At 48.2% G+C, this 15,100-nt stretch carries 13 protein-coding genes; 5 read left to right on the top strand and 8 right to left on the bottom strand.

Annotated elements, in window-relative coordinates:
* The first annotated feature begins 60 nt into the window (after positions 1 to 60).
* The gene (gene cimA / locus AC50Y3_RS01570) at positions 61 to 1,677 is read left to right on the top strand and encodes a citramalate synthase (protein ID WP_494817767.1); all 1,617 of its coding nucleotides are present in this window, start codon (positions 61 to 63) and stop codon (positions 1,675 to 1,677) included.
* Positions 1,678 to 1,744: 67 nt separating this feature from the next.
* Here the strand turns inward: cimA and AC50Y3_RS01565 are convergent, their stop codons facing one another.
* Positions 1,745 to 2,305 (bottom strand): TlpA family protein disulfide reductase, encoded by a 561-nt coding sequence (locus AC50Y3_RS01565; protein WP_494817020.1) that lies wholly within the window; start codon positions 2,303 to 2,305, stop codon positions 1,745 to 1,747.
* Positions 2,306 to 2,440: 135 nt separating this feature from the next.
* Here AC50Y3_RS01565 and AC50Y3_RS01560 point away from each other — a divergent pair, with 135 nt between their 5' ends.
* Both AC50Y3_RS01560 and AC50Y3_RS01555 read left to right on the top strand, forming a co-directional pair.
* On the top strand, positions 2,441 to 3,751 hold the full coding sequence (locus AC50Y3_RS01560) for an MFS transporter (RefSeq protein WP_494817019.1): 1,311 nt from the start codon (positions 2,441 to 2,443) through the stop codon (positions 3,749 to 3,751).
* Between the two features lie 78 nt (positions 3,752 to 3,829).
* Positions 3,830 to 4,327, top strand: a complete 498-nt coding sequence (locus tag AC50Y3_RS01555; RefSeq protein ID WP_494817018.1) for a M67 family metallopeptidase — start codon at positions 3,830 to 3,832, stop codon at positions 4,325 to 4,327.
* Here the strand turns inward: AC50Y3_RS01555 and AC50Y3_RS01550 are convergent.
* From AC50Y3_RS01550 to AC50Y3_RS01540, 3 genes are read right to left on the bottom strand one after another with little or no spacing between them, the layout of a single operon-like run.
* Positions 4,301 to 5,035, bottom strand: a complete 735-nt coding sequence (locus tag AC50Y3_RS01550) for an exonuclease domain-containing protein (RefSeq protein WP_494817017.1) — start codon at positions 5,033 to 5,035, stop codon at positions 4,301 to 4,303. The two genes, AC50Y3_RS01555 and AC50Y3_RS01550, sit on opposite strands and share 27 nt — an antisense overlap.
* An 18-nt stretch (positions 5,036 to 5,053) precedes the next feature.
* Positions 5,054 to 6,124 carry a DUF294 nucleotidyltransferase-like domain-containing protein gene (locus tag AC50Y3_RS01545; RefSeq protein WP_494817016.1) on the bottom strand — a complete coding sequence of 357 codons (1,071 nt, stop codon included), beginning with the start codon at positions 6,122 to 6,124 and terminating at the stop codon, positions 5,054 to 5,056.
* A gap of 59 nt (positions 6,125 to 6,183) precedes the next feature.
* Entirely contained in the window at positions 6,184 to 7,554 is a 1,371-nt protein-coding gene (locus tag AC50Y3_RS01540; RefSeq protein WP_494817015.1) for an ammonium transporter, read from the bottom strand.
* Between the two features lie 402 nt (positions 7,555 to 7,956).
* Here AC50Y3_RS01540 and AC50Y3_RS01535 point away from each other — a divergent pair, with 402 nt between their 5' ends.
* Both AC50Y3_RS01535 and AC50Y3_RS01530 read left to right on the top strand, forming a co-directional pair.
* Complete coding sequence (locus AC50Y3_RS01535; protein WP_494817014.1) at positions 7,957 to 8,397, top strand: MerR family transcriptional regulator; 441 nt, start codon at positions 7,957 to 7,959, stop codon at positions 8,395 to 8,397.
* A gap of 29 nt (positions 8,398 to 8,426) precedes the next feature.
* Complete coding sequence (locus AC50Y3_RS01530; protein ID WP_494817013.1) at positions 8,427 to 9,107, top strand: zinc metallopeptidase; 681 nt, start codon at positions 8,427 to 8,429, stop codon at positions 9,105 to 9,107.
* A 115-nt stretch (positions 9,108 to 9,222) separates the two neighbouring features.
* Here AC50Y3_RS01530 and AC50Y3_RS01525 read toward each other — a convergent pair whose 3' ends face one another.
* The 4 genes from AC50Y3_RS01525 to mltG form a co-directional block, all read right to left on the bottom strand.
* Positions 9,223 to 11,217 (bottom strand): methyl-accepting chemotaxis protein, encoded by a 1,995-nt coding sequence (locus tag AC50Y3_RS01525; RefSeq protein ID WP_494817766.1) that lies wholly within the window; start codon positions 11,215 to 11,217, stop codon positions 9,223 to 9,225.
* A 403-nt stretch (positions 11,218 to 11,620) separates the two neighbouring features.
* Complete coding sequence (locus tag AC50Y3_RS01520) at positions 11,621 to 12,871, bottom strand: peptidase U32 family protein (RefSeq protein WP_494817012.1); 1,251 nt, start codon at positions 12,869 to 12,871, stop codon at positions 11,621 to 11,623.
* Positions 12,872 to 12,904: 33 nt separating this feature from the next.
* Positions 12,905 to 13,849 carry a peptidase U32 family protein gene (locus AC50Y3_RS01515; protein WP_494817011.1) on the bottom strand — a complete coding sequence of 315 codons (945 nt, stop codon included), beginning with the start codon at positions 13,847 to 13,849 and terminating at the stop codon, positions 12,905 to 12,907.
* Between the two features lie 11 nt (positions 13,850 to 13,860).
* Entirely contained in the window at positions 13,861 to 14,991 is a 1,131-nt protein-coding gene (gene mltG, locus AC50Y3_RS01510; protein WP_494817010.1) for an endolytic transglycosylase MltG, read from the bottom strand.
* Positions 14,992 to 15,100: the final 109 nt, after the last annotated feature.

The raw sequence follows: 15,100 nt of genomic DNA, 5'->3' as shown, positions 1-15,100 counted from the left end.
CTATAATAAAAAATTATGACTACGCATAGGATTTACTAGTGAAGGGGGCTTCTGCAAATGATGGCTAACACAATCTCCATTTTCGATACTACGCTGAGAGATGGCACGCAAGGCGAAGGAATCAGCCTCTCCGCAGACGACAAAATAAAAATTGCCCAGAAGCTTGATTTACTTGGCGTTCATTATATTGAAGGCGGAAATCCAGGCAGCAACAGCAAGGATATCGAGTTCTTTCAACGTGTCAAGCATTTGAAGCTGGGAGCTAAGATCACCGCATTCGGCAGCACAAGACGCAAAAATTCACTGGCAGAGCAAGATAGCAGCCTGCTGCGCATTGTCGAGTCCGGTGTACCTGCTGCGACGCTGGTCGGCAAGTCATGGGATTTCCATGTACATACCGCTCTGCAGACGACGCTTGAAGAGAATTTGGCAATGATCTATGATTCCTTTGCCTTCCTGAAACGCAATGACGTTGAAGCGATCTTCGATGCGGAGCATTTCTTTGATGGGTACAAGCATAACCCTGAATATGCGCTCTCGGTACTGCGTAAAGCGCAAGATGCCGGCGCGGATTGGATCGTGCTTTGCGACACCAATGGCGGCACATTGCCAAGCGAAGTGCATGATATCGTCACACGTATCCGAATGGAGCTTAACGCACCGATCGGTATTCATACGCACAATGACTGCGAGCTTGCGGTAGCTAACACTTTAGCAGCTGTACAGGCCGGCGCTCGCCAGGTGCAAGGCACGATCAACGGATACGGCGAGCGTTGCGGCAACGCGAATCTATGCTCGATCATCCCGAATCTTCAAATCAAAATGAACTATCGCTGCGTGAGTGACGATCAGCTTCAATCCCTTACGAATACTGCCCGCTATATCAGCGAGATCGCGAATGTCCACATGCCTGTAGCACAGCCGTATGTCGGTAACGCTGCATTCGCGCATAAAGGCGGCATTCACGTTTCCGCGATTATGAAAGATTCCAAGACGTACGAGCATATCCGCCCTGAGCTGGTCGGCAATAAGCAGCGTGTGCTCGTCTCTGAGCTTGCAGGTCAAAGCAATATCATCTCCAAAGCTCAAGAGCTCGGACTTGATATTAATGCGAATAACGACAAGACCAAAGAAATTATGGAACGGATCAAAGATCTGGAGCACCAAGGCTACCAATTCGAAGGTGCCGATGCATCGCTCGAGCTGCTGCTGCGCGATGCCTTCGGCGAAATGAAAGAAATTTTCAAGTTGGAATCACTCAAAATGATCGTTGAGAAAACAAACGGCAACAACATGAATGCCGAAGCGATCGTTAAGGTAAATGTCGAAGGCCAAACCGTTTATATGGCGGCTGAAGGCAATGGTCCGGTTAATGCGCTGAACAATGCGCTTCGCAAATCGCTGGAGCAGTTCTACCCAAGCATTAACGACTTCCACTTATCCGACTACAAGGTTCGGGTCATTGATGAGAAGGATGCAACGGCTGCCAAAGTCCGTGTGTTAATGGAATCGACAGACTTCAAGAACACTTGGAACACAGTCGGCGTCTCGAACAACGTCATTGAAGCAAGCTGGGAAGCGCTGGTGGACAGCATTCGTTATGCGCTGCTCAATATGTCCAAGATCGATAATGCCATGGATGAACCTCGTGAACAGTTCGGATTGGTCAATCACTAAACGGCAGAACGCCGTATCCGCCTTAATGGGCTGATACGGCGTTCTTTATTTTACGCATGGTTTGTAGTTATGTGCCTGTATGCTGCTCTTCTTGCACATCAATCCATTTGTCGATGATCGCTTCCCATTTGCTCTTGGAAATGACCCCGCCTATCCGCTCTCTTACAATCCCGTTGCTGTCTATCAAGAGTGTAGTAGGGAACGTGTTCACTTTGTACAAGTCTGTCGCTTTGCCGTCCCGATCCATCAGGATAGGAAATTTAAGCTTCTGCTCGGTGACAAACTCTCTTGCCTGACGCTCTTTATCCAAGCTTGTTGCATTGATTCCGTAGAGCTCCAGCTTATCGCCGTACTTCTCCGATAGTGCCTGCATATCCGGCGCCTCCATCTCACAAGGCCAGCACCAGGATGCCCAGAAATTCACCATGAGCAGCTTCTCGCGTTTACCGCCGATGGCTGTTGCTTGATCCGTTAAGTTTGGCAGCTCCAGTGTGGGAGCCGTATAGCCCGGTTTGGGGAGCATGTCGCTCGAAGCGGCAAGCGCTTCGTTATGTTTGCCTCTATTTTGGTATACTGCGGCACCGGCCAATACCAGCACGATGACGATCAGTACGATCGAACGTTTCATCCCTGCGCCTTCTTTCGTATGCAATATCTTGTTTTGGACAACCTTCCTACATGTTACCACGCTTGGGAATGGATGCTCAAGTTCGTGGGAACATTACCGTCGAGATGACACAAATTCGCCATGGGAGCTGTTCTAATGAAGCAAGCAACGAAATCCGGATGGACCCAAGGGAAACCGGGCAAGCTGCGCACGAGCGAATCGAGCAGCGGCAGTAAGAACAAGCAAAAGCAAGGTGAACAGGGCAAAGGCAAATGGCTTGAATACGGAGCGCTCGCAACTGTACCGCTCGTGCTCGTACTAGGTAATTCGATGTTGGTCCCTATTTTGCCGGATATGGAGAAGGAGCTTGGCATCTCAGGATTTCAAGCAAGTCTTGTTATTACATTGTTCTCGGTTGCAGCCGGTCTCATCATTCCGATCTCAGGATACTTATCCGATCGTTTCACTCGTAAAGCCGTTATTCTGCCTTCTCTAGCTCTCTATGGAATTGCGGGGATAGTTGCAGGCATAGGAGCCGTTATGCATGCCTACTGGCTGCTTATTGCCGCACGCGCGCTCCAAGGAATAGGCGCTGCAGGTACCTCACCCATCGCAATGGCGCTAGTCGGCGACATGTACAAGGACGGGAGCGAAAGCGAAGCATTGGGGCTAATCGAAGCCTCGAATGGAGCCGGAAAAGTCATCAGTCCGATTATCGGTTCTCTGCTCGCCTTAATGGCTTGGTATGCCCCTTTGTTTGCCTTTCCATTATTCTGTGCAGGGTCATTCTTCGCCATGATGTTCTTAATCAAGGAACCGCCCAAAGAAAATAAAGAGAAAACGCCCGTCAAACAATATGTTGCGGGTATCGCCAAGGTTTTCAAGGAGAAAGGGCGCTGGCTCATCTCTGCCTTCGTATCCGGTTCTCTTGGACTCTTTATCCTGTTCGGCGTCCTATTCCGGCTATCCGACGTCTTAGAAGAGGCCCCCTACAATATTGACGGCGTCGCGAAAGGTGGCGTTCTGGCGATCCCGCTCCTCTTCTTAGTCATTACAGCTTACGTAACCGGCCGCAAAATCAAAAATAACGGCGCACTCATGCGGCGGCTCATGATCATCGGTTTAACCGTGATGGGCTTGGCATTGGCAGCCGCTGCTTTCATCCACAACAGTGTATATGCATTAATCGGCTTCGCGGCACTCAGCAGCGCCGGGACCGGACTATTGCTCCCCTGTTTGAATACACTCATTACCGGCTCGGTAGATCGTGAGCATCGGGGAATGGTCACCTCCCTCTATAGCAGCTTACGTTTCTTCGGTGTCGCTTTTGGTCCTCCCTTATTCGGTTGGATGGCCAAACGTTCCGACACTCTGCTGTACAGTGTTGTCGCTGTGCTCTCATTTGGCGCCCTTCTCATCATTATTTTCCTCGTCCATCCGCCTAAGAAGGCCGGCGATACGCAGTAAAACCGCTCATTGTCTTCCAAGGAAAGGAATCGCTATAATGAGACAATGACCTTCGAAATGAAAAGAGGCATTGTGTAGATGAACAACTTCATCAAAGCCGTTAACGATTCAGAATCTAATGCTGCTAAAGCAGGGCTAACTCAAGCGACAATGACAACCGATGCCTATCAAGCCCTCGTAGAATGCTGCGTAAGGGCATTACCAGAGGAGGCATGCGGGATATTGACCGGTCCAACCAGGGAAGAAAGGCAGCCTCTCGTGACCGTAACAGGCATTCATGCCATTCGCAATCGGTCGCATCAGCCGACGAATCGGTTCGCGTTCGATCCTGAGGAATGGATTCGGGTCTATTACAGCATGCAAAAAAACCGACAATCGCTTGTCGGCTACTTTCACTCCCATCCCTCGTCAAAGCCGATCCCAAGCATTGCGGATTGGAATGGCCTGCATACTTCGGAATCGGGCATTCATTATTGGATCGTATCGCTGCAACAGATGGACCAACCGGTTATTCAGCCCTATTGGGCGGAGAACGGTCTCTTCACACCGTTAATGTTGACTCAAATAAGCATATAAGTCCTCAAGTGTAATCACATTTCGATCATGCATTCGCTTCAAATAATGTATCCACAGCTTGGCTGTCATGAGGGAATCCTCCAGCGCATGATGCCGCTGCGTTATTTCAATTCCGCTCAATGTGAGCATGTCGTCCAAGTTATACGTGAGCCGATTGGGCTCCAGCCATTTCCCTACAAGCATCGTATCAAGCACGCGATGTGTCAGATTAACCTTCGATGTCCGCCACAGCGCGGCATTGAGAAACTGCTTGTCATGGCCGCTGGCATGTGCGATGAGCAATCTTTTGCCGACAAACTCCATGAAATCATGAAGCACCTGCATCAGATCCGGTGCATCCCGGGCCATCTCATTCGTTATCCCGGTTAGCTCCGTAATATGCTTTGGCACTTTTCGTTTAGGATTAACTAGGCTGTAGAACGTTCCGCCTTCTACAAGCTGATCCCCTTTCACGAGCACAGCGCCAACCGATAAGATTTCATCCCCGTTTGTCGGATAGAATCCGGTCGTCTCCAGATCAAATACGACGACCTCCATATCTTGCAGCGGCTGGTCCATAATCGATTCCTTGCGCTGCTCCTTCGACATCGAGCGGATGAAGGCCATTTGCTGTGCGTTTTGAGCGCCCATCATCGAAGCAATCGCCGGTGTAATTCCGCCCATTTTGTATAAATGCCACATCCTGCCTACACTTTTTTGCTCCTTCATGGTTCTCCCTCCGCTGCTCTAGAGCCTTCCCGTCGTCTGCTTTTGAACGAAGCGTTGCAGCTTCTTTACGCCTTTGAGTCCGGCTTTCAGCTCCTCGATTAATTCCTTCGTCAGCTTCACTTGCGGCAGTTTGCCGTTGTTCATATATAACCCATCTTCTCGTTTCTCCGTACTCATCAGCCTAAGACGCATGAATAGACGAAAAATGCCGGTATACATGACACAGTCCTCTTCCGTTAAGACGTCTAGCTGACGTAATCGATGAATCCGCGCGATTGTCGACGTTTCACGCACACCTGCTTGTATGCTTAACAATCGCATCGCATTGACCATTGGAATATACGCACCGTATTTCAGATCCAAACTGCCGGCGTCTGTGCCGTATTGTTCTTTAAGCAGCTGGCCGAACACACCGATCAGCACTTTATGTCGCATCGTATTGTTAAGCATGTGACGAACGATGACACGGTGATTTAACATATCCGTATAATAATGATCCTTCAATGATTGCAGCAGCTGATTCTGACCATAAATCATTCGACTGTCGGCTACGATGAGAAGATACCTGACACATTCCCAGTCCGGCTCTTCAAACCAGCTGTCTAGCTTCGCTTTCCACTGTGAGAGCGATTGGCACCAGAACGGATTCGAGCTGATGACCTCTCCTTCACAAGGCGGATAACCGAGCTTCTGAAGCATGGCGACAATCAATTCGGCGAAGGTATGAAAATAAACCGTTACCTGCTCCCGCATCGACTCCTCTTTCGGATCGTCGTAAATCATACCGCTGTCCTGGTCGCTTGACAGCGTTTGTTCCGCCCTGCCTCCGCTGCCGAACAATAAATACGCGTAAGGCACGGGTGGGGAACCATGCCCCAGCCGTGCCATTTGCCCTTCCGAAAGTGAGATCGCCCGACGAATGAATGCGTCATGTACCTCATTCAGATCCGTATTAAATTGTTCAATTGGCTGTTTCGCGTGCAGAGCTTCCATTCGCTCGTGGATTTGATCCCGCAAGCCGCGCAGCGTCACCACATCATCGGTTGTCCCGATGCGTGTAAGCAGCTTCGCACGAACCGGATCGCTCATGCTGTGCTCACCCCTATGTCAGTATATCGAACAACTTATTAAGGCTGTGCTTGCTGCTCTTACATGCTTTGTTGCGCTTTTTTCATTTGCTCCGGATAGCCGAATGTACCATGCTCGGAAAGGTCAAGACCGATAATCTCTTGCTCTTCCGTAACGCGAAGGCCCATAACAACTTTCATGATTCCTAGCAATACGAAGGAAACTACGAGTACATAGCCGCCGCAAACGAGTACGGATTCAAGCTGTACCCACATTTGATGCCAGTTGCCTGTATCAATAATACCGCCTTGACCAACGTTAAGTTTCTTCGCAAGTACATCCGTAGCAAAGATTCCGTTTGCCAGCGTACCCCAAACCCCTGCCGCACCATGTACGGAAAGCGCAAAGATCGGATCGTCAACTTTGATTTTCTCGAAGAATTTAGCGCTGAAGAATACGAGAACACCGGCGATCAAACCGATTACAACCGCTGCCCAAGGGTCAACGAATGCGCAAGTTGCGGTAATCGCAACAAGTCCTGCAAGTGCACCGTTCAATGTTGTTGTAATATCAGCTTTGCCGTTTACCAGCCAGGAGATCAGGAGTGCTGCTACTGCGCCGCCTGCTGCGCCGAGTTGTGTGTTGAAGGCAACGTATCCGAAGAATCCATCGCCTACACCGAGTGCGCTACCTGCGTTAAAGCCGAACCAACCAACCCATAGTATAAGAACAGACAAAGCACCAAATACTTGGTTATGACCTAGAATTTCATTTGCGGAGCCATCTTTATTGAAGCGACCGATACGCGGCTTCAGAAGTACGGTTGCTGCGAAAGCTGCAATTGCTCCCGTTAAGTGAACTACTGTGGAACCAGCATAGTCTTGTGCGCCTTCAGCGAACAACCAGCCGGATGGGCTCCAGATCCAGTGGGAAATGACCGGATAGATCAGTGCTGTAAACAATACGGTAAAGACCAGGTATGCGGAAAGCTTAGCGCGTTCTGCGAAACCGCCCCATGCGATGGAAAGCGATACTGCGGCGAAAGCCAGTTGGAATACGAAGAAGATTGTGGAAGGAAGTGCTTCGCCTTCTGCTGCAGATACTGCAGGAGCGAATAAGTAGCTGCCCCATCCGATAAATTTACTGATTGAATTCTCAGCGTTATCTGCGCCGAAAGCAAATGCATAACCTACTGCCCAGTAAACCAAGGTACAAAGTCCTAATGTGAAGATTGTTTTACCGGCAATATGCCCGGCATTCTTCATGCGTGTCGAACCGGATTCAAGAAGAATAAATCCACCTTGCATCAAGATAACCAACACTGCTGCGACCAGAACCCAGATCGAGTTCAAACCCATGTTCAGTGTTCCTGCAGACGGGTCGTCTGCGAAAGCCATTGCTGGAAATAACAACGAAAGAGCACCTAAAGATAAAATCAACTTTTTGACCACTACGACCACTCCCTAATGTAATGTTTCTTGACATGCTAGGAAAGACTTAATGTCATTATAGTCAGAAGTACCACTTTTGACAATACAGTTTTTTCACTTTCTCGAAAAAAATCTAACATTCGCTTCTTCAAATGAATCGAATGTTAAGTTTTTTTACAGTTTAGGCATCAAAACCGCCATTTCACCGCCTTATCCTTCGCGTTTTGAACGATTTCTTCTCCTATCCTATGTCACATCCTTCCTATAAATTACGATTATCCAATCTAGTAGCTAAGCCTCATGTTAGGTTTACTACTAACAAAATTCGTCAAAGCATTACGTTTGACTGTATGGTTATAGATTCTGTATCATAGGTACTAGAAGAATGAAGCCCAAACCGTTTTAAAGAGAGAGGTGATTCCATTGTCCGAACATGCGCTGCACCGGATTGGTGAATTATCCAAGTTAGCCGGCGTAAGTCCACGTACAATCGATTTCTACACATCAATGGGTCTTATCGAACCCGAACGGCGGTCAGCCAAAAATTATCGTCTCTATAGTGATGAAACCTTGAATCGGCTCAAACGTATAGTACAGTTGAAGAAAGACAAATATACGCTCGATGAAATCAAGGCAAATATGGCAGGCTGGCGCAAAGTCTCGACAGAGGATCAAGTGTCCGGCAGGCTAATGGAGCTCCAGCTTCATCTGGAACAGCTGCAACGTGAAGTTCAGGATATCGAACCCGTCCTGAACCAATTGAAGCCCCAGCAGGCCAAGCAGGTGTTTAAACGACTGGTGCCTCAAACAGCCGCATGCGTCGAAGCCTTGATGCTTCTTATTAACAAAGGCGGCCTCATGTAGGATTTCAACACTAATGGAGGGAACTATTTATGTTTTTTCACCCAATGGATTTTCTTATCATCATCGCCTTCATTTTATCGGTATGGGCACAGTTCAGAGTTCGCGGCACATTTAACCGCTGGTCGGAAGTTCCAATTAACAGCGGTCTAACAGGCTATCAGGCCGCTCGCATGATGCTCGATCGCAACGGATTGCATGATGTACCGGTTGAACCGGTGCCAGGAACGCTCTCTGACCACTACGACCCTATACACCGCGTTGTACGACTGTCAGAGCCCGTGTACTACGAGAACTCAATCTCAGCCGTTTCTGTAGCCTGTCACGAGGTCGGCCATGCGATTCAGCATAGCGTACATTACCCGATGCTGGCATTGCGCCATAGAATTTTCCCAGTCGTTAACTTTGCTTCCGGAGTAGCACCTTTCTTGCTAATCGCCGGTTTCCTGTTTCAAGCCACTGGGCTGATCGGACTTGGTATCTTGTTCTTCTCCTGTGCAGTAGCATTCCAGCTCGTTACTTTGCCTGTAGAGTTCAATGCAAGCAGTCGAGCACGTGAAATTATGATCTCCGAAGGTTTTATTACAAACGAGGAAGAACGCGGTGTAGCGAAAGTCCTTAATGCCGCAGCACTGACTTATGTCGCAGCAGCGTTGATTTCGCTGCTCGAGCTGATCAAGTACATTATGATCTTTACGCAGAGCCGAGATTAATTAATATGTTGAAATCGTAAAGAGGCGGGGGATCAAGTCCCCCCGCCTCTTTCTCGTTGTGCCAGTGTAAATGAAAAAGCTGACATCGAATGCTCGGTGTCAGCTTTTTCATTCCTTAGGTGCGGAAACGGCTAAGCGTTTCTTTAAGGCCTGTTGATACCGTCTCAAGTTTATCGGATAGTCGAACAAGTCCCTCACTGATGCTGTTTTGCTCATTGCTCAGCGATGCCACTTCCTCGGAAGTAGCGGATGATTCTTCAGCAACTGCGCTGACATTGCCCATTGCTTCGGAGAGAACCACTTGCGAGCGCTCCAACATGCTAATGGAATCTGTTACCGAGCTTAGGCTGCCAACGAAATCGCCCATTTGACCTTGAACGGTCAAGAAAATTTGATTCGCTTCTTTAACCGACTGAATTTGCTCTTGGAAAATCGGATAAGCATCAGACAAAACATGTACCGTTTCGTCGATTTCCTTTTGGATCGTTTCTGTAATTTGGCCAACAACATCGATGGACTGACGGGATTGATCCGCCAATTTACGGATTTCGTCCGCTACGACCATGAATCCTTTACCGGCCGCACCTGCACGCGCTGCCTCAATTGTTGCATTCAGTGACAAAATGTTCGTTTGTTTCGTCATATTATTGAGTACTTCAAGAATTTTACGAATGGAGCGCGTGCTTTCTTTGAGGCGGTCAACCTTCTCTACCATCGAACGCGTCATTTCTTCTGTCATACCTGTTTTCTCGATCAAGCTGTTCATATATGCCGTACCTTGGCGGCTGGCTTTCTCCACTTCGCTTGCAGCTTGGCCCATATCTTGATTCGCAGTCATGACTTGCTGCATTTGCTGACTGATTTCCGAAGTAAGGTCGCTGCCTTTCTCTGCTTCCATCGCAAGGCTCGTTGCACCGTTGGCAATCTCTTCGGTCGCAACTGCGATTTCACGAGCAGATACTGCCGTTTTCTTCGAAGCGTCAGACAGCTCGCCTGCTGTGGCCAGAACATCCTGTGCGGATTGGTTCGTCTGGGCGACAAGCACGGTAATTTGGGTCATCATCTGGTTGAAGCTTTGTGCCAGCTGACCGATTTCATCCTTCTTATTGATCGTCGAACGAACAGTCAAGTTACCACGTTCGCCTTCGTTCATCAGGTTGCGCAAACTAACGAGCGGAATAGCAACCATGCGAATTACGAGCAAACCGATACCAATCGCTAACAATGCAGCGATACCTGCAATAATATAAGTGGCATTCCGGATCTTCAATGCATCCTTCACAAGCTCAGCTACCGGAACCGATCCAACCAACTTCCAGTCTACCGTTGCGAATTGATTATACATAGCAAGTACTTCTCCACTTGCGATTTCTTGTGTAGTAGATCCGGATTTCTGTTTCGCTGAAATCGCAATCGGGGACGGTTGTCCGATTTGCGCTAGATCTTTGCTGTAAACCAATTTATTCTCGCTATCGACAATCGTGACATCGCTATTATCGCCGATCTTAAGATCCTCTAGCTGCTTAGAGAACTCTTTCAAATAGATCTCAACGATCATAATAAATTTGCCTTCATTCGTTACCGTGTTCTTCATCACACGGCCCATCGCAATCGTTGGCTCTGATGCACTGCCGCTGTACCCTTTCACTTGAGCAGGAAGCCACATCAATTTACCGCCGCCATCTACAATCGTCTTCATCCATTCCGTATCTTTCGCATCTTCCGTACTGATACTGGATGAACCAACCGTTACCGAAGCCGCATCACTTCCGATTGGGATGATTGCCGCACCAACAATCGTCGAGTTGCCGAGTATGTAAGATTGAATAGAATCACTAAGCTTCTTCATCACATCGAAACGCTCATAGTCGTCCGTGGTTTGTTCATACTTCAACAAATTGTCTTGAACAATCTTATCGAGCAGAATCTGCATCGACAAAGCTTCATAGTTCTTAAACATTAAATCAAGCTTACCCTTGGATTGAGCAATTGCCACCGCGCTGGAATCCGCTACTTTATTCTTGATGATGCTCTTCGAGGTCGAGTAGGAGAACAGTCCGACTACCAGTACGCAAACGAGAATCGCGCTGAAAATAATAAGGAATAACATAAGTCCAACAGACTTAATCGGATTCGTCAGCTTTACATTCTTGATCCCATTTATGGAGGAAGAATATAAAGCTTTCACATTCGCCCCGTTACTTTCACCTTCTGTTTGCGTTTTCATCTTTTCTTTCTTCAAATTCAACTTCAATTTCACTTCATGACACCACCTAATCTGAGGATAGTTTTCCGTGTGTGGAGCTGGTGCGTTCGTGTGGGTATGTGTCTGTTGACTTACACTAGCTGCTAAATGCCTACGTCACGCAAATCCAATTATCGACAAAATACACGCATTATTCTTAATATCGGCTTCATATCTCCGTATTGTTAGGGAAATAGGGAATATTTTCTCAAAAAAAAAATAATCCTAATCGATCGATCGATTAGGATTATTTGGGTCCAAATGCTTATTAACGAACTCGTTTGCGCATCATGTCCATCGGTTTCACCGGATGCTCCGTCTTCAGCACGATGTGCTGCAACGGATGTCTGGCTGCATCAAGTGCATTGCCGCTCTCGTCCATAATTGGGCCAACGGCTTGTTTGAAGAAGGTACCGTTCGGTCCGAAGAATTCCACTTCTTGACCCGGTTTGAAATGATTTCGCTGCTGAACAACCGCAAGTCCTGTTGCCTCGTCATACGAAATAACAACGCCAGCGAAGTCGTAAGGTGCAGCCTTATCTTCAGGTCCATAAATATGGTCTTCAGGTCCCGGCGTATCGTAGAAGAAACCTGTATTAACCGGACGATTCGCTGCTTTCTGAATGTCATCCAGCCACACTTGCTTCAGCTCGTAATTGTCCGGATCTGCCATATATGAATCGATCGCTTGACGATAAGCATTCACGACTGTAGCAACGTAATGCAAACTCTTCATCCGTCCTTCAATCTTGAAGCTGTCCACGCCAACCTCGATTAAGTCCGGAATGTGCTCGATCATACATAAGTCTTTGGAGCCCATCGTGAATTTATCCGCTTCAGGTCCAACCATTTGAAGGTCGTCTTCGTAGATATCATACTTCCATCGGCAGGACTGACAGCAGCCTCCGCGATTGGAATCCCGGTCCGTGAAATGGTTTGAAAGTACGCAGCGCCCCGAGAAAGAAGAACACATTGCGCCATGAATGAACGCTTCGATCTCGATGTCGACATGCGCTTTAATTTGCGAAATTTCTTCGAGGCTCGTCTCGCGGCCTAACACGACACGCGGTAACCCCTCTTCTTTCCAGAACTGAACAGCTTGCCAATTCAGCGTCGACTGCTGCGTGCTCAAATGAACCTCGAGTTTAGGCGCTACTCGCTGTGCTGTTTCGATAATGATCGGATCGGCAGCAATGATCGCAGCAATACCGGCAGCTTCGAGCTCACGCAAGTACTCTTCCAGACCGCTAATATCTTCGTTATGGGCATAAATATTGGTTGCAACAAACACTTTCGCGCCATAACGCGCCGCAAACTCAACGCCTTCCTTCATCTCAGCAAAGGTGAAATTATCGGCATTGGAACGAAGGCCGTATTTCTGACCGCCGATGTATACCGCATCTGCGCCGTAATGTACGGCAAACTTAAGTTTCTCCAAATTACCTGCCGGGGCAAGCAGCTCCGGTTTATCTAGACGATTTCTCTTCCCCGTAAAGCGGGGGGATGTTTTTGTGGTCACCTGCTTCACCTCCACAACTTCCATGGGTGACGTTTAATATACTTGTTCCTTATAGAAAAATCCGTACGAAAGCTCACGGGACGGATCCTGTACTTTCACAATGCTATCCAACCATTCTTCGTTGAAGGCATAACCTTCCGGATCCTCACAATAGGCATCAATTGCAGCACGATACGCTTTAACGACCGTCTCATTGTACTCAATTGATTTTAACAGTCCTTCAATCCGAAAGCTATCGATATTAACTTCCATAAGTTCATGTAAGTTCTCGATCATGCACAGATCATCAGAGCTCATAATATGGGTTCCGCCAGCATCTTCGTAGATCGGGAAACGTTCATCGGGACGTTCGGTTTCCACTAAATACAAGCCATCTTCCCGCTTGCCATGAACCGGAACCTCAATCGTTTCCCCATCCTTCGTCTGATGCTGGAAATAATTTTGAACAAGCGGACGCTTAGAATGATAAATGTTAGTCAAACCGTGCACCTGCACCTGTACTTCAAGCGTAGTATTGGATTTCACATCGATGACTTGGTCCATGTTCAGCTCACGCGCCAGAACGAACCTTGTTGCACCGCGGCGTCCCCAATAATTCGCTGTCGCGTAGTTCGTGGAGGTCATCTCCGCATTCCAGTGCAGCTTCATGTTCGGTGCTTCAACGCGCGCAGTCATCAGTACTGCAGGATCGCCGAATACTAATCCGTCTACACCCGCTTCAGCCAAACCACGAATGTAGCCAGGCAAAGAATCAACGGTTTCGTTATCCATCAAGTTGTTGACCGCTGCATATATGGAAACTTGATGCGAATGTGCCAGTTTCACTGCTTCTGCCATCAGGGCTAGGTCAAATTCTCCTGGCAGACGCATCCCATAGCGGGATTCGCCAAGTATAAATGCATCCGCACCTGCAGCAATGAGCCGCTCCATATCCGCAAGAGAACCCGCATCAACGAGCAGCTCCGGTTTTGTTGCCATTGTAAATCCTCCTATTGTCCAGCCGTTTGATTGCTCTTCTCGATGTTGCGGTTATGCTCCTTGAGCGTTTCCGCAAACAGATGCTCGTGGCTGCCGTCTTTCTTCGTCACATAGAAATAGTATTCCGTCTCTTTCGGGAAAAGCGCAGCTTCGATCGATTTCAAGCTCGGAGATGCGATTGGCCCTGGAGGGAGACCATTAACTTTGTACGTATTGTAGGGGCTGTCCACTTGCAAATCGTCTACAAGCAGCCGTTCTTTCTGTTTATCAAGTAAGTATTGCACGGTCGCATCAATCTGAAGCGGCATGCCTTTCTTCAGTCGGTTGTAGATAATGCCAGCAACAATTGGACGTTCTTCATCCACGACAACTTCACGCTCCACAAGCGAGGCAATCGTCATCATGCCATGAAAATCAACCTTATTGGCAGCAAGCGAATCCTCCCAATTCTCAGGGAGCGTATCCAGCTTATGATCCAGCTCTTGCAGCAGACGTTTGATGATATCCTCCGGCTTGCTTGCTTTCACAAGCTCATACGTGTCCGGGAACATATATCCTTCTAGCCGATGGCGAAGGTCCGGATTCTTCGGAATGCTCTTCACGGCATCCACGTCGCTCCATACTTGGTCCTTATCTGCAAGCGCCATGAAATCCGCTTTCTTCGCATAGCCTGCTTTATCTAGTGTTTCCGCTATTTGCTCAACCGTAAACCCTTCCGGAATGGTGAAACGCATTGTTTCTACCTTTAACGTCTCTCCGGCATTCAATTTTGCAATAATGGCATCCTTGTCCATCCCCGGTGACAGCTCGTACACACCGGCTTGAAACCGCGGTCCTTCATCCTTCAAACGCAAGTAATATTTAAAAATAAAAGCATTGCGAATAATCCCTTGATCTTCGAGCACTTCAGCAAATCGAAATGGAGATGTCCCTTTCTTCAGCTCCACTTGAACTACATCGCCTGCCGGTGCAGGCCGTAAGCCATTCCAGATGTAGAGATAAAGACTTCCCGCGGTAATAAGCATAAAGCTGAGTATCGATACGATCACCCAGAATGTAATGCGTCCGCGTCTTGGTCCGGAGGGCCGCATGGCTCCTTCATCCGGTGAATCTTCTGCAATCTGATGCTCTGCTCTTCTCAAGCGACCTATCCTCCATTTCTATATCAGCGCGGAAAAAGGGCGGTCGGCGCCGCCCCTTCCGAACTCCTATAAGTAAAACCGGGCCCTTGCTGCCCTGTTTAAAGCTAGA

This window comes from Paenibacillus sp. J22R98 (genome assembly GCF_059383835.1).
This window is presented reverse-complemented; position numbering and strand designations above follow the sequence as displayed.

Coding starts and splice junctions, on each gene's coding strand:
- cimA (WP_494817767.1), top strand. CDS start 61: ATGGCTAACACAATCTCCATTTTCGATACTACGCTGAGAGATGGCACG.
- AC50Y3_RS01565 (WP_494817020.1), bottom strand. CDS start 2,305: ATGAAACGTTCGATCGTACTGATCGTCATCGTGCTGGTATTGGCCGGT.
- AC50Y3_RS01560 (WP_494817019.1), top strand. CDS start 2,441: ATGAAGCAAGCAACGAAATCCGGATGGACCCAAGGGAAACCGGGCAAG.
- AC50Y3_RS01555 (WP_494817018.1), top strand. CDS start 3,830: ATGAACAACTTCATCAAAGCCGTTAACGATTCAGAATCTAATGCTGCT.
- AC50Y3_RS01550 (WP_494817017.1), bottom strand. CDS start 5,035: ATGAAGGAGCAAAAAAGTGTAGGCAGGATGTGGCATTTATACAAAATG.
- AC50Y3_RS01545 (WP_494817016.1), bottom strand. CDS start 6,124: ATGAGCGATCCGGTTCGTGCGAAGCTGCTTACACGCATCGGGACAACC.
- AC50Y3_RS01530 (WP_494817013.1), top strand. CDS start 8,427: ATGTTTTTTCACCCAATGGATTTTCTTATCATCATCGCCTTCATTTTA.
- AC50Y3_RS01525 (WP_494817766.1), bottom strand. CDS start 11,217: ATGTTATTCCTTATTATTTTCAGCGCGATTCTCGTTTGCGTACTGGTA.
- AC50Y3_RS01515 (WP_494817011.1), bottom strand. CDS start 13,849: ATGGCAACAAAACCGGAGCTGCTCGTTGATGCGGGTTCTCTTGCGGAT.